Here is a 20,126-nt window from a genome sequence, read left to right as displayed (position 1 = left end):
TCCTAGGCTGCAATTCGTGACCGACACGTCGAAAGATCACACCGAGTCCACCGGCGCGGGAACGGCGCCGAGCCCGTACGATCAGCCGACCGCGAGGATCCCCGCGCAGTCCGTCGACCGGGTGAACCGACCGTTGGCGCACACCGACGACGACCTGGACTTCTACGACAGGCACGCCGCGAGTCTGCCGACGGAGCAGATTCCCACCTTTCGTCCCGCGCCCGCGCCGACCGGCCTCGACGACCAGCCCACCACCGTGATCTCGCGCGGCGAACCGACGGTCCCGACCCGCGCGGTGCCCACTCCGGTCGCCACCGATCCGATCATGTCGGAACCGATCGTGTCGGAGCCGATCGGCGATGCGCTGACGGTCGCTGCCCCGGTCGCGGTCGTGCCGACCCCGGCACCGGACGGCGGGGTGGACAACCGGCGCGGCACACTGGATCTCGGTCTGCTCATCTTGCGTCTCGCGGTGGGTGGCACACTGCTCGCGCACGGCCTGCAGAAGCTCGCCGGGTGGTGGAACGGGCCGGGGCTGGGCGGCTACCGGGACGTCCTGATGGACTCCGGTTTCGATCACGCGCGCGTCCTCGCGGTCGTCGGCGCGGTCGGTGAGGTCGCGGGCGGAGTGCTGCTGATCCTGGGTCTGCTCACACCCGTCGCCGCTGCCACCGTGGTGGCCGTCATGATCAATGCCTGGTGCGTGAAGCAGTCCATGGTGCCCGGCCTCGAGTACTTCGCTCCCGACGGCATCGAGTACGAGACCGTGCTCGCCGCCGCCGCGGCCGCGATCATCCTGACCGGCCCCGGCCGGATCTCCTTGGACGGCCGCCGCAAGTGGGCCACCCGCCCGTACGTCGGGTCGGCGGTGATCCTGATCCTCGGTGTGGCCGTCGGCGTTGCTGTGTGGATCCTCCTCAACGGGGCGAACCCCGTCATCTGACGGCACTGCCGCTCCGGTTCTCGTCGTGCCGCTCCTCCCATCGGGGGAGCGGCACGACCATTTCTGGAGCGGCAGCGGGGTTCAGCCGAACGCGCGTCGCAGTCGTCGAACCACCTCCTCGGGTGAGCTCAGCTCCCGCCAGCCCCACCGGGCGACGCCGTAGCCGGCACCTCGGATGCGGTCCTCGCGGAGCTTCTCCTCGATTACGGCCTGCGCGGTGGTCTGCCCGGGACGCAGGTGCTCGGTGTACTTGCCGAGACCGTCGAACTCGCCGACCGCGCGTTCGTTCTCGAAGAGGAAGTCGACCCGCCCGATCGATCCCTGCTCGTCGATGATCACACGCTGGAGGTCCGGGGTCGGAAGCCGCAGCCGATGGATCAGGACGCGGCTACGTGACTCTCCTACGCTCTCGCTCCGCCCGTCCATGAACGCCACGGCTCGCGCCGCCTGCGCTGCTCCGCGCCGTCCCCGACAGCGGGCGAGTGCGTCGTCGAGGCTCGCGCGGGTCACCAGTCCGGTTGCCAACGCGTGGTCCCCCGACACCACGGCGCTCTCGAACGCAGCCGTGCGCGCGAGGTCGACGACCGTGCGGGCGGGTGTCGTGACGCCCACCCCGTCCACGACGCCGACGTCGTCGGACAGTCGCGCGACGTGCACGTGACGGCGCGTGGTGATCTTGCCGCCGGAGGCGCGGTCGAGGGTGGAGTGGACCCGCCTCAGCGGCACGTTCCAGACCTCGATCCCGTGCAGTACGGCCGCTGACACGTGGCTGACGACGGCGTCCGGGCACGCGGACGCGGTGGCGAGGACTGCCAGGCGGTGCTGCGCGACGGAATCCAGCTCGGCGAGGTCGGTCGCGCGGACGTACGCCCCCGGCCTGACTGCGAGCAACTCACGTGACCGCCGGGCGGCCCGCAGTTCGTGATCGGTGAAGCCACGGTCGAGCGCGTCGGCTCTGAACACCAGTGGTGTGCCCTCGAATTCCATGGCCCGAGCCTGCCGCTCGGAAGCGGGCCGAGGGCGCCCGGTTCGTGATCTGTGGATGGATTTCTCGTTATCCACAGGTCCGCCGCTCCGGAAATGGCTGTGCCGCGCCTCCGATCGGAGACGCGGCACAGCGAAAAGTGGAGCGGCGGGCCCGGTTACGGTACGTAGCGGACGGCGCCCTTGTCGGCCGAGGTTGCCAGCGCCGCGTAGGCGCGCAGCGCGGTGGTGACGGTGCGCTGACGGTCCACCGGCTGCCACGGACGCTCGGACGCCTCCATCTTGGCGCGACGCTGCGCGAGGGTCTCGTCGTCGACGAGGACCTCGAGGGTGCGGGTCGCGACGTCGATGCGGATCTGGTCACCGTCCTCGACGAGGCCGATCACACCGCCCGACGCGGCCTCGGGGGAGACGTGCCCGATGGACAGGCCGGACGTGCCACCGGAGAAGCGGCCGTCGGTGACCAGTGCGCACACCTTGCCGAGCCCGGCGCCCTTGAGGAACGCGGTGGGGTGCAGCATCTCCTGCATGCCGGGGCCGCCCTTGGGGCCCTCGTAGCGGACGACGATGACGTCGCCGGGCTTGATCTGCTTCTGCAGGATCACCGACACCGCGGCCTCCTGAGACTCGACGACGACGGCCGGACCCTGGAACGAGAACAGTTCCTCGTCGATGCCGGCGGTCTTGAGGATCGCGCCGTCGACGGCGATGTTGCCGCGCAGCACGCACAGGCCACCCTCGACGGTGTAGGCGTGCTCGAGGTCGCGAATGCAGCCGCCCTCGGCGTCGGTGTCGAGCGCGCTCCAGCGGTTGTTCGTCGAGAACGGCTCGGTGGTGCGCACGCCGCCCGGGGCCGCGTGGAACAGTTCGATCGCCTCGTCGGACGCCTTGCCGGAGCGGATGTCCCACGTGTCGAGCCACTCGTCGAACGACTTCGTGTGGACGGTGGAGACGTCTTCTTCCAGCAGGCCCGCGCGGCGGAGTTCACCGAGCAGGGCGGGGATGCCACCGGCGCGGTGCACGTCCTCCATGTGGTAGTCCGAGTTGGGGGAGACCTTCGACAGGCACGGCACCTGGCGGCTGATCTCGTCGATGGTGGTGAGGTCGAAGTCGACCTCGCCCTCCTGCGCGGCGGCGAGCGTGTGCAGGACGGTGTTGGTGGAGCCGCCCATCGCGACGTCGAGTGCCATCGCGTTGCGGAACGCCTTGGGGGATGCAATGTTCCGCGGCAGGACCGACTCGTCCTCGTCGCGGTAGTAACGCAGCGCGGCCTCGACGACGGTGGTGCCGGCGCGGCTGAACAGGGCGCGGCGGGCCTCGTGGGTAGCCAGCGTGGAGCCGTTGCCGGGCAGCGCCAGGCCGAGGGCTTCGGTGAGGCAGTTCATCGAGTTGGCGGTGAACATGCCCGAGCACGATCCACAGGTCGGGCAGGCACTGCGCTCGACCTCGTCGAGGCCTTCCTCGGTCACGGCATCGTTGGCGCTCGCCGAGATCGCGGTGATCAGGTCGGTGGGGGCCTGTGCGACGCCGCCGACGACGACGGCCTTGCCGGCTTCCATCGGACCGCCGGAGACGAAGACCGTCGGGATGTTCAGGCGCATCGCGGCATTGAGCATGCCGGGGGTGATCTTGTCGCAGTTCGAGATGCAGACCAGGGCGTCGGCGGTGTGCGCGTTGACCATGTATTCGACGGAGTCGGCGATGATCTCGCGGCTCGGCAGCGAGTACAGCATGCCGCCGTGTCCCATCGCGATGCCGTCGTCGACGGCGATGGTGTGGAACTCGCGGGGCACGCCACCGGCGGCGCGGACGGCCTCTGCAACGATGTCGCCGACGTTCTTCAGATGAACGTGGCCGGGCACGAACTGCGTGTAGGAGTTCGCGATCGCGACGATCGGCTTACCGAAATCGGAGTCGGTCATGCCGGTCGCGCGCCAGAGCGAGCGGGCTCCGGCAGCGTTGCGTCCGACGGTGGTGGTGCGTGACCTCAGCGGGGGCATGGGCGAATTCCTTCGTCGATCAGCGATTCTCGGCGGCGGGCTGTGCTCGCCGAGCGCGGCGTAATGCGTGAACTGGTGGGCCCGTGAAGGTGCTGGTCGCTGGACCCGATTTCGGCTGGTGTGGCAGCCTCGTCATCTCCGGTGGGAGCGAGAGACATCCTGCTTGGACGCTACTCCCGCGGGCGAGCTAGTCGGTATCCGGCTCCGAGTCTCCGGCGGACTCGGCTTCGGCGCGTGCCTTCTCTGCCTGCGCCACGCGGGCGGCGGCGTAGGGGTCGGTGACGCGGCCGCCGCTGGCCGACGCGAGCTGGGGGAGACGTCCGAAGGTCACGTTCGGCAGCGACACCTCGGTGCCGTCGAGCAGCTCCGCGCGCGCCCAGCCCCGCTTGGGGAAGCGGAAGCCCTTGATCTGATCCCACGATATGGACTGGCTGGAGAAGGTGCGCCGCAGCTCGAGGCCGCCCGGGGTGACGGTGGTCCGCACGCGCAGCACCCAGGCTCCGATGAGGAACGGGATCACCAGGGTCCAGCCGAAGGCGGCCGGCCACCCGAGAACGGGGAAGCTCAAGCAGAACAGCAGGAACAAGCACGCGATCAGGGCGAGCGGGGAAATCCGGATGACCTGTCGGTCGTCCGCGGGCGTATGGGATGATGGCACCGGTGGCACGGGCTGCTGAGGAGATGACACCTCTACATCTTCGCACTGCAGCCGAGGCATCTTACATTCTGGGACAGCGCACTCACCAAAGTTGACTGTCTACCATTCACGCGCCTACCGTCGAGCGCGTGAAACAGAATGAGTTGCTCGTAATCGGCCGGCGCGTCGTCGCCTGAGCCGGTTCCTTCAACTCGCCAGATAACGACGCGCCACCCTCGTACAGCGGATGCTGACGAGGGTTTTTTGTTGCCCGGAGCCAGAATCAGAGGACTTTCCAGTGAGCGCACCAACCGCACGGCCTCAACCCACGCCGCGCAAGTCGGGAGCTGCCGGCCCGACCAACGCGGCCGCCGCCACGCCGACCGGTAACCGTCGTCAGGTCGCCCCCGAGCGGGTCACCGGCGCGCAGTCCGTCGTCCGCGCCCTCGAGGAGCTCGAGGTCGACACCGTGTTCGGTATCCCGGGTGGTGCCGTTCTGCCGGTGTACGACCCGCTCTTCGATTCGCAGAAGGTTCGGCACGTCCTGGTGCGCCACGAGCAGGGCGCAGGTCACGCTGCGACCGGCTACGCCCAGGCCACCGGCAAGGTCGGTGTCTGCATGGCGACGTCGGGTCCGGGTGCGACCAACCTGGTGACCCCGCTCGCCGATGCGCAGATGGACTCGGTCCCCGTCGTCGCGATCACCGGACAGGTCGGCCGTGGGCTGATCGGCACCGACGCGTTCCAGGAAGCCGACATCTCCGGCATCACGATGCCGATCACCAAGCACAACTTCCTCATCACCGACGGCGTCGACATCCCGCGGATCCTGGCCGAGGCGTTCTACCTCGCGTCCAGTGGCCGCCCGGGTGCGGTCCTCGTCGACATCCCCAAGGACATCCTGCAGGCGCAGACCACGTTCTCGTGGCCGCCGGAGATGCACCTGCCCGGCTACCGTCCGGTCACCAAGCCGCACGGCAAGCAGGTTCGCGAGGCTGCGCGGCTCATCGCCGACGCCAAGTCCCCGGTCCTGTACGTCGGCGGCGGTGTCATCAAGGCCGACGCGTCCGCCGAACTGCTCGAACTGGCCGAGCTCACGGGCATCCCCGTCGTCACCACGCTCATGGCCCGTGGCGCGTTCCCGGACAGCCACCAGCTCAACTGCGGCATGCCGGGCATGCACGGCACCGTCGCGGCCGTCGCCGCGCTGCAGCGGAGCGATCTGCTGATCACCCTGGGCGCCCGCTTCGACGACCGTGTCACCGGTCAGCTCGACTCGTTCGCACCCGACGCGAAGGTCATCCACGCGGACATCGACCCCGCGGAGATCGGGAAGAACCGTCATGCGGACGTCCCGATCGTGGGCGACTGCAAGGAGGTCATCACCGAGCTGATCGAGGCGATCCGCGCCGACCAGGCGACGGGCACGACCCTCGACCTCACCGAGTGGTGGGCATACCTCGACGGCATCCGCCGCACCTACCCGCTGGCGTACGACCGTCCGGCGGACGGCTCGCTGTCGCCCGAGTACGTGATCCAGGCCGTCGGCCGTCTCGCGGGCCCGGACGCGATCTACTGCGCCGGCGTCGGCCAGCACCAGATGTGGGCGGCGCAGTTCGTCAACTACGAGAAGCCGCGCACGTGGCTCAACTCCGGTGGCCTGGGCACGATGGGCTACGCCGTGCCTGCCGCGATGGGCGCCAAGATGGGCATGCCGGACCGTGAGGTCTGGGCCATCGACGGTGACGGCTGCTTCCAGATGACCAATCAGGAACTGGCCACGTGTGCGCTCGAGGGCGTGCCGATCAAGGTCGCGCTCGTCAACAACGGCAACCTGGGCATGGTCCGCCAGTGGCAGACGCTCTTCTACGACGAGCGTTACTCCAACACCAACCTGGGCACCCACGGCGCCGTGCGGATCCCGGACTTCGTGAAGCTGGCCGAGGCGTTGGGCTGCGTCGGCATCCGCGTCGAGCGCGAGGAGGACGTCGAGGACGCGATCCGCACCGCGCAGTCGATCAACGACAAGCCCGTCGTCATCGACTTCATCGTGGGCGCCGACGCCCAGGTGTGGCCGATGGTCGCCGCCGGCACCAGCAACGACGAGATCATGGCGGCCCGGGGCATCCGGCCGCTGTTCGACGATGACGAGGCTGCGGACGACCCCGCAACCATTCACGAGGCCATGAAGGAAGGCGCCGCGCGTGAGCAGGCTGCCACCGAGGCCGCTGCAGGAGAGGATCGCCCGTGAGCACCAGTCACACCCTCAGTGTTCTCGTCGAGGACAAGCCGGGCGTGCTGGCCCGCGTCGCCGCACTCTTCTCCCGCCGGGGATTCAACATCGAGTCGCTCGCCGTCGGCGGCACCGAGGTTCCCGACATCTCGCGCATGACGATCGTCGTGACGGTCGACGAGTTCCCGCTCGAGCAGGTGACGAAGCAGCTCAACAAGCTGGTCAACGTCATCAAGATCGTCGAGCAGGACACCGAGGCCTCGGTGGCGCGCGAACTGATCCTGATCAAGGTGCGCGCCGACGCCAGCGTGCGCACGCAGGTCATCGAGACGGTGAACCTGTTCCGCGCCAAGGTGATCGACGTCGCTCCGGAGGCCGTCACCATCGAGGCCACGGGAACGCGCTCCAAGCTCGATGCGCTCCTGCGCATGCTCGATCCGTTCGGTATCCGCGAGATCGTGCAGTCCGGTGTGGTGGCGGTCGGCCGTGGGCCGAAGTCCATCACGGCCACCCGCTAGAACCGTTCACCCACCAACAACAGACAATCAAGCGTTCATAGAACCCAGAGGGAAGGTAAGAACTGTGGCAGTCGAGATGTTCTACGACGACGATGCAGACCTGTCGATCATCCAGGGCCGCAAGGTCGCGGTCATCGGCTACGGCAGCCAGGGCCACGCGCACTCGCTGAGCCTGCGCGATTCCGGTGTCGATGTGCGCATCGGCCTCAAGGAGGGTTCGAAGTCCCGCGCCAAGGCCGAGGAGCAGGGCCTGACCGTGGGCACGCCGGCCGAGGTTGCCGAGTGGGCCGACGTCATCATGGTGCTCGCCCCCGACACCGCTCAGGCGTCGATCTTCAAGAACGACATCGAGCCGAACCTGAAGGACGGCGACGCGCTGTTCTTCGGCCACGGCCTCAACATCCACTTCGACCTGATCAAGGCTCCGGAGAACGTCACCGTCGCCATGGTCGCGCCGAAGGGCCCGGGCCACCTGGTCCGTCGTCAGTTCGTCGACGGCAAGGGCGTTCCGGCCCTGATCGCCGTTCACCAGGACCCGAAGGGCGAGGGCCAGGCCCTGGCTCTGTCCTACGCGAAGGCCATCGGTGGCACCCGCGCCGGCGTCATCAAGACCACGTTCAAGGAAGAGACCGAGACGGATCTCTTCGGCGAGCAGGCTGTCCTCTGCGGCGGCACCGAGGAACTCGTCAAGACGGGCTTCGAGGTCATGGTCGAGGCCGGCTACGCGCCCGAGATGGCGTACTTCGAGGTGCTGCACGAGCTCAAGCTCATCGTCGACCTCATGTACGAGGGTGGCATCGCTCGCATGAACTACTCGGTGTCCGACACCGCGGAGTTCGGTGGCTACCTGTCCGGTCCCCGCGTCATCGACGCCGGCACCAAGGAGCGCATGAAGGCGATCCTGGCCGACATCCAGTCGGGCGAGTTCACCCGTCGCCTGGTTGCCAACGTCGAGAACGGCAACACCGAGCTCGAGGGCCTGCGCAAGGCCAACGCCGAGCACCCCATCGAGGTCACCGGCAAGAAGCTGCGCGACCTGATGAGCTGGGTCGATCGTCCGATCACCGAGACGGCCTGATCTACAGCTGACCTTTCGGCCCGAGGCCGTGCGCTTCAGTGCGCGCGGCCTCGGGCCGAAGTCGTTCCCGGAATGTGGCGTGGATCTCCGAAATATCGTCCTCGGGTGTCCACTATGTGGTAGCCGATACCCGCCCTGCGGAATCGCCGCGCCGCGCCAACTAAACTGATCTCGATCACGGCCGTCCGTGCGCGCCCTCGTGGCGCCCGGCCGTGGACATCTGCTCGACCCGATCCAGTCCGCATCCAACACAGGAGAGTTCCTCGTGAGCCAGAATGGCCGTCCCGTTGTCCTGATCGCCGACAAGCTCGCACAATCGACCGTCGATGCGCTCGGTGACGGTGTCGAGGTGCGCTGGGTGGACGGTCCCGACCGTCCCGCTCTGCTCGCGGCCGTGCCCGAGGCCGACGCGCTGCTCGTCCGCTCCGCCACGACGGTCGACGCCGAGGTGCTCGCCGCCGCGACGAAGCTGAAGATCGTCGGCCGCGCCGGTGTCGGCCTCGACAACGTCGACATCCCGGCTGCCACCGAGCGTGGCGTCATGGTCGTCAACGCACCGACCTCCAACATCCACTCGGCCGCCGAGCACGCTGTCTCGCTGCTGCTGTCGACCGCGCGCCAGATCCCGGCCGCCGACCGCACGCTGCGTGAGAAGACCTGGAAGCGTTCGAGCTTCAACGGCACCGAGATCCTCGGCAAGACCGTCGGCGTCGTCGGCCTGGGCCGCATCGGCCAGCTGTTCGCGCAGCGCCTCGCCGCGTTCGAGACCGAGATCATCGCGTACGACCCCTACCTGCCGGCCGCTCGCGCCGCGCAGCTGGGCATCGAGCTCGTCGACATCGACCAGCTGGTCGAGCGCGCCGACTTCATCTCGGTGCACCTGCCCAAGACCAAGGAGACCGCGGGTCTGCTGAACGCCGAGCGCCTGGCCAAGGCCAAGGACGGCGTCATCATCGTCAATGCGGCCCGCGGTGGCCTCATCGACGAGGACGCGCTGTACGACGCGCTCGTGAACGGCAAGGTCCGCGCCGCCGGCCTCGACGTGTTCAACACCGAGCCGTGCACCGACTCCAAGCTGTTCGACCTCGACAACGTCGTCGTCACTCCGCACCTCGGTGCCTCCACCTCCGAGGCCCAGGATCGCGCCGGCACCGATGTCGCGAAGAGTGTCCTGCTGGCCCTGGCCGGCGAGTTCGTGCCGGACGCCGTCAACGTCTCCGGTGGCCCGGTCGGCGAAGAGGTCGCCCCGTGGCTCGAGCTGGTCCGCAAGCTGGGTCTGCTCGCCGGCACCCTGTCGCCCGAGGCCGTCCAGAACGTCCAGGTCGTCGTCAGCGGCGAGCTGTCCGCCGAGAACGTCGAGATCCTGGGCCTGGCCGCCCTGCGTGGCCTGTTCTCGGCCAGCAGCGACGAGGCCGTCACGTTCGTCAACGCCCCGCAGCTCGCCGAGCAGCGCGGCGTGAGCGTCGAGGTCGAGAAGCACAGCGAGGCGCAGACGCACCGCAGCGCCGTCGAGGTCCGCGCGGTTGCCGCGGACGGCACCGTCACCGCCGTCGCGGGTGCGCTGACCGGCCTGCAGCAGGTCGAGAAGATCGTCAACGTCAACGGCCGCAGCTTCGACCTGCGCGCCGAGGGCCACAACATCGTCGTGCACTACGCGGACCGTCCGGGTGTCCTGGGTGTGCTCGGCACCGTGCTCGGCAACGCCGGCATCGACATCCAGGCCGCCGCGCTGAGCCAGGACGTCGAGGGCACCGGTGCCACCGTGATCCTGCGCGTCAACCAGGTCGTCGGTGACGCCGAGGTCGCTCAGATCGTGGAGCAGCTCGATGCCCGCGTTGCGCAGGTCGACCTGTCCTGACCTTCCCCCATCTGTACCCGGTGGCCGCGATCGTCGAGGACGGTCGCGGCCAGCGGCGCAACCGGGGTGTCTCACGCCACCGGTGGATTCTCAGTGAAAGAGAGTGTGTCCCATGAAGCTTGCGGTCATCCCCGGTGACGGTATCGGTGTCGAGGTCACGGCCGAGGCGCTGAAGGTGCTGCGGAAGCTGGTTCCCGATGTGGAGACCACCGAGTTCGATCTCGGTGCCAAGCGCTACAACGAGACCGGCGACCTGCTGCCCGACGCCGAGCTCGACGCGATCCGTCAGCACGACGCGATCCTGCTCGGCGCCATCGGCGATCCGCGGTTCGTCGCGCCGGGCATCCTCGAGCGTGGTCTGCTGCTGAACATGCGGTTCCTGCTCGATCACCACGTGAACCTGCGCCCGGCCCGCACCTACCCGGGTTCGAGCTCGCCGCTGGCCGCGAACCCGGACATCGACTTCATCGTGGTGCGCGAGGGCACCGAGGGCCCGTACACCGGCAACGGTGGCTCGATCCGTGTCGGCACCCCGCACGAGGTCGCAACCGAGGTCTCGGTCAACACGTGGTTCGGCGCCGAGCGCGTCGTGCGTGCCGCGTACGAGCTGGCACAGACCCGACGCAAGCACCTGACGCTCATCCACAAGACGAACGTGCTCTCCAACGCGGGCCGCATCTGGACCCGCGCGATGGAGACGATCGGTGCCGAGTACCCGGACGTCGAGACGGCGTACTGCCACATCGACGCCGCGACCATCTACATGGTCACCGATCCGACCCGCTTCGACGTCATCGTCACCGACAACCTGTTCGGCGACATCATCACCGACCTGGCGGGTGCCGTCACCGGTGGCATCGGTCTGGCGGCCAGTGCCAACATCGACGCGTCGGGCACCAACCCGTCGATGTTCGAGCCCGTGCACGGTTCGGCGCCGGACATCGCCGGCCAGGGCATCGCCGATCCCACTGCCGCCATCCTCTCGGCTGCGATGCTGCTGCGTCACCTCGGTCGTGGCGACGACGCCGCGCGCATCGAGGCCGCCGTCGAGGCGGACCTGTCCTCGCGCGGTGACGCCCCGATCGTCACCGCCGAGGTGGGCGACCGGATCGCTGCTGCCGTCTAGTCATTCGTTCGAACGACGTGACCGCCGCCCGGATTCCGGGCGGCGGTCACGTCGTTTTTCGTCCTGATGTTCAGCGTCGTTCGGGTTGATCCCCGGGAACCAGGGGTGCCGCGACGAGTGGGAACAGTGCGGTGATCGCGAAGGCGACGGGAAAGCTCACCGCCGCGATCAGCCCGCCGAACAGCGGCGGCACCACCGACGCCGCGAGGTACTGGCTCGTGTTCTGGGCGCCGAGCGCGCGTCCGCTCCAGTACGGTCCGGCGATCTCGGCGACGGCCGTGAAGGCCAATCCGTTGTCCGCCACCGTGATCACCGACGCGACGACCAACAGCGCCACGGACGCGGGGGAGTCCAGCCAGTCGGTCAGCGCCAGCGCGCCCATCGAGATCGCGGCCGCGACGGCAACCCAGCGCAGGGGGCGCATCCTGCTCCCCACCCGATCCGACAGTGCCCCCGCCGCGATCCGGCCTGCGGCGCCGAGCAATTGCGTCACGGTGATGAGCAGACCGGCCGATGCCGCGGACCAGTTCCGCTCCGTCATCAGCCACAGCAGCGAGAACGTCCACACCAGGTACTGCGGAACCACCAGCAGCACCGAGACGCCGTGAATCCGCCACAGCACGCCCGAGTTCCGGTACGGATTGTCCAGCAGGCCCGTCTCCCGTGCCGCCGATCGCGCCGGCCGGGGTGGATCGACGATGAACAGGCAGGCGATCGCAGCGACGAACGTCACAGCGGTGGGCAGTACCAATGCCCAACCGACTCCGTGGGATTCGGCGACGCGGGGCACCGTCAGTGCGGCCAGCGCGACGCCCAGCGGCAGGGCCATCTGGCGGATTCCCATCGCGAGTCCGCGTCGTTGCGGCGGGAACCAGCCGACCACGACGCGTCCGCTGGCGGCGTTCGCGCTCGACGCGGCCATTCCGCCGATCAGCAGGAAGATGCCGAGCATCGTGAACGAGGAACTCAGGGCGGCGCCCGCACTCGCCAGTGCCGTGACGGCCATGCCCACCACCAGGACCCGGCGTTCGCCGATGCGATCGACGACGGCACCCCACGCCATGAGGCTGACGAGGAAGCCGATCGTCGGCGCAGCGACGACGAGGCCGGCGCGCGGCAGGTCCAGACCGTGCACCTCCTGCAATGTGGGCAGCAGGAACGCCGGAGCATTCGAGAACACGGCGCCCGCAGCCTGCGCGAGCACACCCAGTCCCAGCATCGACCAGCGTTTCGCCGAACTCACCCGAACATCCTCGCCTATTGCCACGTCCATGGTCCCGTCCCAATATGTGAAATGAAGTTCCTACAATGTGGATACTGGCCGAAGTGTAGACCCTTCGCCGGCGAGTGCGCGACGGGTACGCCGCGGTGATGCCGCCCGACTCGATAGACTCGGCCCCATGCGCCTTGGTCGAATTGCCAGTCCCGATGGAGTTGCCTTCGTGTCGATCGAGGGGGAGGGCGACGCGCAGACTGCGAAGGAGATCGCCGAACACCCCTTCGGCACACCGACTTTCACCGGTCGTAGCTGGCCGCTGGCCGACGTCCGCCTGCTGGCGCCGATCCTGGCCAGCAAGGTGATCTGCATCGGCAAGAACTACGCCGCGCACGCGGCCGAGATGGGTGGCGAGGCACCGCAGGATCCGGTCATCTTCATCAAGCCCAACACGTCGATCGTCGGTCCGGGCGCGCCGATCATGCTGCCGCCGTCGTCGAACGAGGTCCACTACGAAGGCGAACTCGCAGTCGTCATCGGTCGTCCCTGCAAGGACGTCCCCGCCGCGAAGGCGCTCGACGTGGTCCTCGGCTACACCGTCGCGAACGACGTCACCGCACGCGACCAGCAGCGCCACGACGGCCAGTGGACGCGCGCCAAGGGTTACGACACGTTCTGCCCGCTCGGCCCCTGGATCGAGACGAAACTCGACGTCTCGGACGTCGAGGTCAAGACCGAGGTGGACGGCGAGGTCAAGCAGCGCAGCCGCACTTCGCTGCTGCTCCACGACATCCCGAAGATCATCGAGTGGATCTCCGGTGTCATGACGCTCCTGCCGGGCGACGTCATCCTCACCGGTACCCCGGAAGGGGTCGGGCCGATCGTCGACGGCCAGACCGTGAGCGTCACCGTCGAGGGGATCGGCACGCTGACCAATCCGGTTGCCGCCAAGCGCTGATCGGATCCCGATCCGGGTGGGCACGGCACGGCCACGGGACTAGCCTGTAGAGGTCCTTTTCTCAGCGCCCTGCAGCGTGTATCGAAGTGAGCCATGACCACCAGTGAAGTACGCGTCCGTTTCTGTCCGTCGCCCACCGGCACCCCGCACGTCGGGCTCGTTCGAACCGCCCTGTTCAACTGGGCCTTCGCGCGGCACCACGGTGGCACGTTCGTGTTCCGCATCGAGGACACCGATGCAGCCCGCGACACGGAGGAGTCGTACCAGGCGATCCTCGACGCGCTGCGCTGGCTCGGCCTGTCGTGGGACGAGGGGCCCGAGGTCGGAGGCCCGCACGAGCCGTACCGGCAGTCGCAGCGGCGTGACCTGCACCTCGAGGTCGTGCGGAAACTGCTCGACGCGGGGGAGGCCTACGAGTCGTTCTCCACGCCCGAGGAGGTCGAGGCGCGGCACAAGGCGGCCGGACGCGATCCCAAACTGGGCTACGACAACTTCGACCGCGACCTGACGGCCGAGCAGGTGCAGGCGTACCTGGACGAGGGCCGCAAGCCCGTCGTCCGCCTGCGCATGCCCGACCACGATCTGACGTGGAACGACCTGGTGCGCGGTGAGACCACCTTCAAGGCCGGCACGGTGCCCGATTTCGCGCTCACGCGGGGCAACGGCATCCCGCTGTACACGCTCGTGAACCCGGTCGACGACGCGCTGATGAAGATCACCCACGTCCTGCGCGGCGAGGACCTGCTGTCGTCGACGCCGCGTCAGCTGGCCCTCTACGAGGCGCTGCAGCGCGTCGGTGTCGCCGATTTCACACCCGAGTTCGGGCACCTGCCGTTCGTGATGGGTCAGGGCAACAAGAAGCTGTCCAAGCGTGATCCGGAGTCGAACCTGTTCATCCACCGGGATCGGGGGTTCATCCCGGAGGGGCTGCTCAACTACCTGGCCCTGCTGGGGTGGAGCATCGCCGACGACCACGACGTCTTCTCGCTCGACGAGATGGTCGCCGCGTTCGATATCTCCAAGGTGAACTCGAATCCCGCGCGTTTCGACCAGAAGAAGGCCGACGCGATCAACGCCGAGCACATCCGCCTGCTCGAGCCGGCCGACTTCTCGGCCCGTCTGCGCGCGTACCTGACGACGCACGGGCATCCTGTCGACGCGCTGACGGACGAACAGTTCGATGTGGCGGCCGATCTCGTGCAGACCCGGATCGTCGTGCTGTCGGACGCGTGGGACCTGTTGAAATTCCTACTGGTGTCGGATGCCGACTTCCGGATCGACCCGGCCGCCGCCGCGAAGAATCTTGGCGCCGATTCCGGTCCCGTACTGGACGCGACGATCGAGGCACTGGATTCGCTGTCGGAATGGGTCACCGCGGATATCGAAGAGGCCCTCAAGGCCGCGTTGATCGAGAAGATGGAACTGAAGCCGCGTAAGGCGTTCGCGCCGGTGCGTGTCGCGGTCACGGGCTCGCACATCAGCCCGCCGTTGTACGAGTCGATGGAGTTGCTCGGTCGCGACGCGACGCTCGCTCGTCTGCGCTCGGCCCGCGCCCAGATCGGCAGCTAGGCTCCGCGGTCGGCGGTCAGAGGGCAATTTCAGCCCTCTGACCAGCCGATTTGGAGAAACACTGGGGGGCTTTGATATTGTTCTCCTCGTTCGAAAGGCAAGCCCCCGGCCGCAAGGTCAAGCAAGCCTGGAAGAGCATTGGGGTATGGTGTAATTGGCAACACAGCGGTTTCTGGTACCGCCATTCTAGGTTCGAGTCCTGGTACCCCAGCGGAGAGTTCGAGTGATTATCACTCCGAACTCCGGTCAGCTCAGCTGGTCGAGTTTCCATCGCAGATCTGATCCGATGAGGATCCGATCGAAATCGGAAGCAATCCATCGTGTCGCGAGCATGCGGCGACACACCTTGGAAATGTTCTGGCCCCGTCGTCTAGCGGCCTAGGACGCCGCCCTCTCAAGGCGGTAGCGCGGGTTCGAATCCCGTCGGGGCTACCAAGAAACACCCTCCGATCCTGGATCGGGGGTCTTTCTCTCGGTGAGAGCATCTATCCTGGTGCACAACATGTGAACATTGAAGATCCTGGCCCCGTCGTCTAGCGGCCTAGGACGCCGCCCTCTCAAGGCGGTAGCGCGGGTTCGAATCCCGTCGGGGCTACAACACGAAATACCCTCCGATCAACATGATCGGAGGGTATTTCGCTTTCTCCGGTTCTCGCCGTTCGTTCCGCGGCTATCCGCTCTTCCTGCGGAATTCGCGCTTGTGCTCGGCGCTGCCGTGCGCGTCGTGCACCTTCGACTGTCCGTCCAGGTGTGCTGCGGAATTCGACTGCTGATGATTCTTGCGGTCGAGTGCCTCGCGGAACTTGCGCTTGATCTCGTCGCTGCGGGGTTCGCTCACGTCGTCCTCCTCCCTGCCTCGGTGGTGGCTCGTCTGTCGGAATCTACCGCCGAGGAGGGGGTTGCGTCGTGTGGTTTTCCGGAACCTGCCCTACAGGTAGGCGGCGGTCGATCCGCCGACGGGCATGGCGGGCAGGCCGAGCTTGCGGTGATCCCACGAACGGAGCCGGTCCGGGACGACACGGACAGCGACGCGCTTGTGCAGCATCATCTCGACCGCCGGCTTGACGTCCTCGGAGTATGGGCCGGTGTAGCGCTCCCAGATGCTGATGCCGACCTTGAACAGCGCCTCCGGGTCGTCGACGATCTCTGCGCGACCCTCGATCGACACACCGCGCAGGGTGTCGTAGGTGTCACCGTCCTCGATCATCATCGTGATCCGGGCGTCGCGGCCGAGGTTGACGGCCTTCTGGGACTTGCCCTTGGTCTCGAACCACAGTTCGCCGTCGATCACCGCGTACCACATGGCCACGAGATGCGGCATGCCGTTCGGTCCGATGGTGGCCATGGTCGACACCCGGCTCCGCTCGATGAACTCGGTGATCTCGGCATCCGTCATCGTGATCTGACCGCGCTGGTTGGTTCCCACAGCAGCTCCTCCGCTCGCCTGGAATTCGTTGTGGCGAGAACTGTGCCACGAATCACTGCGACCGACGCCGAGTGGGGTGCGGCACGGAGTCAGAGGCGCTTGTGCAACGCGTCCGCCGCCGCCAGGAGGTCGGCCGCCCAGCGGGCGCCGGGACGGCGACCCATCCGGTCGATCGGCCCGGACACGGAGATCGCGGCGACGACGTTGCCCGAGGCGTCCCGGACCGGTGCGGCGACACTCGCGACACCCGGTTCGCGCTCGGCCGCGCTCTGCGCCCAACCGCGCCGGCGGACCTCGACGAGGACGCGCTCGCCGAACGAGGCGTCGGGCAGGATCGCACGCTGCGTCTGGGCGTCCGCCCACGCGAGGAGGACCTTGGCACCCGATCCGGCCGTCATCGGCAGGCGTGCGCCGACGAGGACGGTGTCGCGGAGGCCTGTGGGTGGCTCCATCGAGGCGATGCACACCCGATGGGTGCCTTCCCGGCGGTACAACTGCACGCTCTCGCCGGTGATCTCGCGCAACCGGGGCAGAACGAGGGTGGCGGCATCGACCAGGGTGTCGCGGGCGCTGGCGGCCAGCTCGCCGAGCCCGGGGCCCGTGCACCACAGTCCGTCCGCGTCGCGAGTGAGGAGTCGATGAACTTCGAGCCCGACGGCGAGGCGGTGGGCGGTGGCTCGGGGGAGTCCCGTGCGGTCGCACAGTTCGGTGAGGCTGCAAGGCTGTTCGGCCACCGCATGCAGGACGCCCATTGCTTTGTCGAGCACTCCGATGCCGCTATGCTGTCTCATAGGTCGATACTCAGTTCTCGCATATTGGGATCATAGCCGATTTCGCGAGGGGCGGTTCGACACATCACGCGACCCGGGCCGGCCCTGAAGCCCGGCGGCGCGACATCCGGATACAGAGGTGGAGAAGATGGCGAACAGAGGACGCACTCTGGCCGAGAAGGTGTGGGACGAGCACGTTGTCGTGCGCGGTGAAGGTGAGGGCTCGGCGCGACAGCCGGATCTCATCTACATCGACCTGCACCTCGTTCACGAGGTCACCAGCCCGCAGGCGTTCGACGGGCTCCGGCTCGCGGGGCGCCCGCTGCGTCGACCGGATCTGACGATCGCCACCGAGGACCACAACGTCCCGACGATCGACATCGACCAGCCCATCGCGGACCCGGTCTCTCGCACGCAGGTCGACACCCTGCGGAAGAACTGTGAGGAGTTCGGCGTCCGCCTGCACCCCATGGGCGATCTCGACCAGGGCATCGTGCACGTGGTCGGCCCGCAGCTGGGTCTGACCCAGCCCGGCATGACCGTTGTGTGTGGTGACAGCCACACGTCGACGCACGGCGCTTTCGGTGCTCTCGCAATGGGAATCGGCACCAGTGAGGTCGAACACGTCATGGCGACGCAGACTCTCTCGCTGCGTCCGTTCAAGACGATGGCGATCACGGTGGACGGCGAGTTGCCGGCCGGTGTCACGAGCAAGGACCTCATCCTCGCGGTGATCGCGAAGATCGGTACCGGTGGGGGACAGGGGTATGTCCTCGAATACCGTGGTGAGGCCATCCGGAAGCTGTCGATGGATGCCCGGATGACGATCTGCAACATGTCGATCGAGGCGGGCGCTCGTGCCGGAATGATCGCGCCGGACGAGATCACCTACGAGTACCTCGAGGGTCGCCCGCACGCGCCGCAGGGTGCCGACTGGGATGCCGCGGTGACCGCGTGGGAGCAGTTGAAGACCGACGACGATGCGGTCTTCGACGCCGAGGTGCACATCGATGCGGCCTCGCTGACGCCATTCGTCACGTGGGGAACCAACCCCGGTCAGGGTGCTCCGCTGGGAGATTCGGTGCCGAACCCGGCGGAGATCGCCGACGAGAGCGCGCGGAACGCGGCGGAGAAGGCGTTGGCCTACATGGGTCTCGAGGCCGGAACTCCGCTGCGGGATGTGGCGGTGGACACCGTATTCGTCGGCTCGTGCACGAACGGGCGTATCGAGGATCTGCGTGCAGTTGCAGATGTCCTGAAGGGTCGTCGGGTCGCCGAGGGCGTCCGAATGCTGATCGTCCCGGGCTCCATGCGCGTTCGCGCACAGGCCGAGGACGAAGGGCTGGGGGAGATCTTCACCACTGCGGGAGCCGAATGGCGTCAGGCCGGATGCTCGATGTGCCTGGGGATGAACCCGGATCAGCTCGCCCCCGGTGAGCGCTCCGCATCGACATCCAACCGCAATTTCGAAGGCCGCCAAGGCAAGGGCGGGCGTACCCACCTCGTCTCTCCTGCCGTTGCTGCTGCCACGGCAGTGCGGGGCACGCTGTCGGCACCGGCAGATCTGGCATAGGGCGCAAGGGAACTAGGAGAAAATCGATGGAAGCCTTTACCACTCACAAGGGAATCGGTGTTCCGCTGCGCCGGTCCAACGTGGACACCGATCAGATCATCCCCGCGGTGTACCTGAAGCGGGTGACCCGAAGCGGATTCGAGGACGGGCTCTTCGCAGCCTGGCGCACCGATCCGGACTTCATCCTCAACGCTGCGCCGTACGACAAGGGCAGTGTCCTGGTCGCCGGGCCGGACTTCGGGACCGGTTCGTCCCGCGAGCACGCCGTGTGGGCGTTGTCGGACTACGGTTTCCGGGTCGTCATCGCGTCGCGGTTCGCCGACATCTTCCGCGGCAACGCCGGCAAGGCCGGTCTGCTGGCGGCGCAGGTCGATCAGAGCGACGTCGAGTTGCTCTGGAAGCTGCTCGAGGAGCAGCCCGGTCTCGAGTTGGTGGTCGACCTCGAGGGGAAGACCGTGACCGCTGGAACGACGGTGGTGCCGTTCGAGATTGATGACTACACACGGTGGCGGCTGCTGGAGGGCCTGGACGATATCGGGCTGACGTTGCGCCAGGTAGAAGCGATTTCCGAGTTCGAAAAGTCAAGGCCTTCTTGGAAACCTGAGACGCTTCCCGCTCGCGTCGCGAAGGACAATTGACGCAATCGGACAACCGGCCCGGCCCCCCGACCTAGCACAGATCGGGGGGCCGCGCTTGATGAGAATTGGCGTGGCACATAGACTCTTGCCGATTTCGGGTTTACCGTAGTTCGTAGTCGGTCCGACGGTGGACCATTAGTTTGCGGAGGAATTTCCATGAACAAGGCAGAGCTCATCGATGTTCTGACCGAGAAACTCGGCACGGACAGGCGTACCGCCACCGAGGCCGTCGAGCACGTCGTCGACACCATCGTGCGTGCAGTGCACGCCGGTGAGAGCGTCACGATCACCGGTTTCGGTGTTTTCGAGCAGCGTCGCCGCGCAGCTCGTGTCGCTCGCAACCCGCGCACGGGTGAGACGGTCAAGGTCAAGCCGACCTCGGTTCCGGCCTTCCGTCCCGGCGCGCAGTTCAAGGCGCTCATCGCCGGCGGCCAGAAGCTTCCCTCTTCGGGTCCGGCCGTCAAGCGTGGTGCCGCTGAGCCGGTGAAGAAGGCAGCCAAGAAGACTGCGGCCAAGAAGACCGCAGCCAAGAAGACTGTCGCGAAGAAGACTGCGGCCAAGGCTCCGGCCAAGACCGTGGCGAAGAAGACTGCGGCCAA

The 20,126-nt window shown here is 67.5% G+C and carries 18 protein-coding genes and 3 tRNA genes; 14 read left to right on the top strand and 7 right to left on the bottom strand.

The window, feature by feature from the left end:
• Positions 1-16: 16 nt before the first annotated feature.
• Entirely contained in the window at positions 17-943 is a 927-nt protein-coding gene (locus tag IJ15_RS0114000; RefSeq protein WP_031938966.1) for a DoxX family protein, read from the top strand.
• An 81-nt stretch (positions 944-1,024) separates the two neighbouring features.
• On the opposite strand, the gene IJ15_RS0113995 is transcribed toward IJ15_RS0114000, so the two are convergent.
• The 3 genes from IJ15_RS0113995 to IJ15_RS0113985 form a co-directional block, all read right to left on the bottom strand.
• Positions 1,025-1,930, bottom strand: coding sequence for a hypothetical protein (locus IJ15_RS0113995; RefSeq protein WP_031938965.1), 906 nt, complete (start codon positions 1,928-1,930; stop codon positions 1,025-1,027).
• 155 nt (positions 1,931-2,085) lie between these two features.
• Positions 2,086-3,927, bottom strand: a complete 1,842-nt coding sequence (gene ilvD, locus IJ15_RS0113990; RefSeq protein WP_031938964.1) for a dihydroxy-acid dehydratase — start codon at positions 3,925-3,927, stop codon at positions 2,086-2,088.
• A gap of 187 nt (positions 3,928-4,114) precedes the next feature.
• Positions 4,115-4,594 carry a PH domain-containing protein gene (locus tag IJ15_RS0113985; RefSeq protein WP_031938963.1) on the bottom strand — a complete coding sequence of 160 codons (480 nt, stop codon included), beginning with the start codon at positions 4,592-4,594 and terminating at the stop codon, positions 4,115-4,117.
• A gap of 268 nt (positions 4,595-4,862) precedes the next feature.
• Between IJ15_RS0113985 and IJ15_RS0113980 the strand changes: the two genes are divergently transcribed.
• The 5 genes from IJ15_RS0113980 to IJ15_RS0113960 all read left to right on the top strand — a co-directional run bounded on the left by IJ15_RS0113980 (position 4,863) and on the right by IJ15_RS0113960 (position 11,377).
• Positions 4,863-6,815: an acetolactate synthase large subunit gene (locus IJ15_RS0113980; RefSeq protein WP_031938962.1), complete on the top strand. Its 1,953-nt coding sequence runs from the start codon at positions 4,863-4,865 to the stop codon at positions 6,813-6,815.
• Complete coding sequence (gene ilvN, locus IJ15_RS0113975; protein WP_031938961.1) at positions 6,812-7,315, top strand: acetolactate synthase small subunit; 504 nt, start codon at positions 6,812-6,814, stop codon at positions 7,313-7,315. Before IJ15_RS0113980 ends, ilvN begins: the two co-directional genes overlap by 4 nt.
• A gap of 76 nt (positions 7,316-7,391) precedes the next feature.
• Entirely contained in the window at positions 7,392-8,393 is a 1,002-nt protein-coding gene (gene ilvC, locus IJ15_RS0113970) for a ketol-acid reductoisomerase (protein WP_197059830.1), read from the top strand.
• Positions 8,394-8,658: 265 nt separating this feature from the next.
• On the top strand, positions 8,659-10,251 hold the full coding sequence (serA, locus tag IJ15_RS0113965) for a phosphoglycerate dehydrogenase (protein WP_031938959.1): 1,593 nt from the start codon (positions 8,659-8,661) through the stop codon (positions 10,249-10,251).
• 112 nt (positions 10,252-10,363) lie between these two features.
• A complete protein-coding gene (locus IJ15_RS0113960) occupies positions 10,364-11,377 on the top strand; it encodes a 3-isopropylmalate dehydrogenase (protein ID WP_031938958.1) in 1,014 nt (337 codons plus the stop codon).
• A gap of 70 nt (positions 11,378-11,447) precedes the next feature.
• Here IJ15_RS0113960 and IJ15_RS0113955 read toward each other — a convergent pair whose 3' ends face one another.
• Positions 11,448-12,650, bottom strand: a complete 1,203-nt coding sequence (locus IJ15_RS0113955) for an MFS transporter (protein WP_031938957.1) — start codon at positions 12,648-12,650, stop codon at positions 11,448-11,450.
• A 127-nt stretch (positions 12,651-12,777) separates the two neighbouring features.
• On the opposite strand from IJ15_RS0113955, the gene IJ15_RS0113950 reads away from it, so the two are divergent.
• From IJ15_RS0113950 to IJ15_RS0113930, 5 genes are all read left to right on the top strand, one after another.
• On the top strand, positions 12,778-13,551 hold the full coding sequence (locus tag IJ15_RS0113950; protein ID WP_031938956.1) for a fumarylacetoacetate hydrolase family protein: 774 nt from the start codon (positions 12,778-12,780) through the stop codon (positions 13,549-13,551).
• 93 nt (positions 13,552-13,644) lie between these two features.
• The gene (gene gltX / locus IJ15_RS0113945; protein ID WP_031938955.1) at positions 13,645-15,120 is read left to right on the top strand and encodes a glutamate--tRNA ligase; all 1,476 of its coding nucleotides are present in this window, start codon (positions 13,645-13,647) and stop codon (positions 15,118-15,120) included.
• A 139-nt stretch (positions 15,121-15,259) separates the two neighbouring features.
• A tRNA-Gln gene (locus tag IJ15_RS0113940) sits at positions 15,260-15,331 on the top strand.
• Positions 15,332-15,479: 148 nt separating this feature from the next.
• Positions 15,480-15,555, top strand: a tRNA-Glu gene (locus tag IJ15_RS0113935).
• Between the two features lie 87 nt (positions 15,556-15,642).
• Positions 15,643-15,715 (top strand) — tRNA-Glu (locus IJ15_RS0113930).
• Positions 15,716-15,790: 75 nt separating this feature from the next.
• On the opposite strand, the gene IJ15_RS26440 is transcribed toward IJ15_RS0113930, so the two are convergent.
• The 3 genes from IJ15_RS26440 to IJ15_RS0113915 form a co-directional block, all read right to left on the bottom strand.
• Positions 15,791-15,958: a DUF5302 domain-containing protein gene (locus IJ15_RS26440; RefSeq protein ID WP_197059828.1), complete on the bottom strand. Its 168-nt coding sequence runs from the start codon at positions 15,956-15,958 to the stop codon at positions 15,791-15,793.
• 90 nt (positions 15,959-16,048) lie between these two features.
• Positions 16,049-16,546, bottom strand: coding sequence for a pyridoxamine 5'-phosphate oxidase family protein (locus tag IJ15_RS0113920; RefSeq protein WP_031938954.1), 498 nt, complete (start codon positions 16,544-16,546; stop codon positions 16,049-16,051).
• Positions 16,547-16,635: 89 nt separating this feature from the next.
• Positions 16,636-17,337, bottom strand: coding sequence for an IclR family transcriptional regulator (locus IJ15_RS0113915; RefSeq protein ID WP_031938953.1), 702 nt, complete (start codon positions 17,335-17,337; stop codon positions 16,636-16,638).
• Positions 17,338-17,455: 118 nt separating this feature from the next.
• Here IJ15_RS0113915 and leuC point away from each other — a divergent pair, with 118 nt between their 5' ends.
• The 3 genes from leuC to IJ15_RS0113900 all read left to right on the top strand — a co-directional run.
• Positions 17,456-18,889, top strand: a complete 1,434-nt coding sequence (gene leuC / locus IJ15_RS0113910) for a 3-isopropylmalate dehydratase large subunit (protein ID WP_031938952.1) — start codon at positions 17,456-17,458, stop codon at positions 18,887-18,889.
• Between the two features lie 26 nt (positions 18,890-18,915).
• Positions 18,916-19,527 carry a 3-isopropylmalate dehydratase small subunit gene (gene leuD / locus IJ15_RS0113905; protein ID WP_031938951.1) on the top strand — a complete coding sequence of 204 codons (612 nt, stop codon included), beginning with the start codon at positions 18,916-18,918 and terminating at the stop codon, positions 19,525-19,527.
• 156 nt (positions 19,528-19,683) lie between these two features.
• On the top strand, positions 19,684-20,126 hold a 443-nt coding region (locus tag IJ15_RS0113900), incomplete at its 3' end, for an HU family DNA-binding protein (protein WP_031938950.1).

Source organism: Prescottella defluvii (genome assembly GCF_000738775.1).
GTDB classification, from domain to species: Bacteria; Actinomycetota; Actinomycetes; order Mycobacteriales; family Mycobacteriaceae; genus Prescottella; species Prescottella defluvii.
Note: the sequence above shows the minus strand (reverse complement) of the source record. Positions and strands in the feature narration are given on the sequence as shown.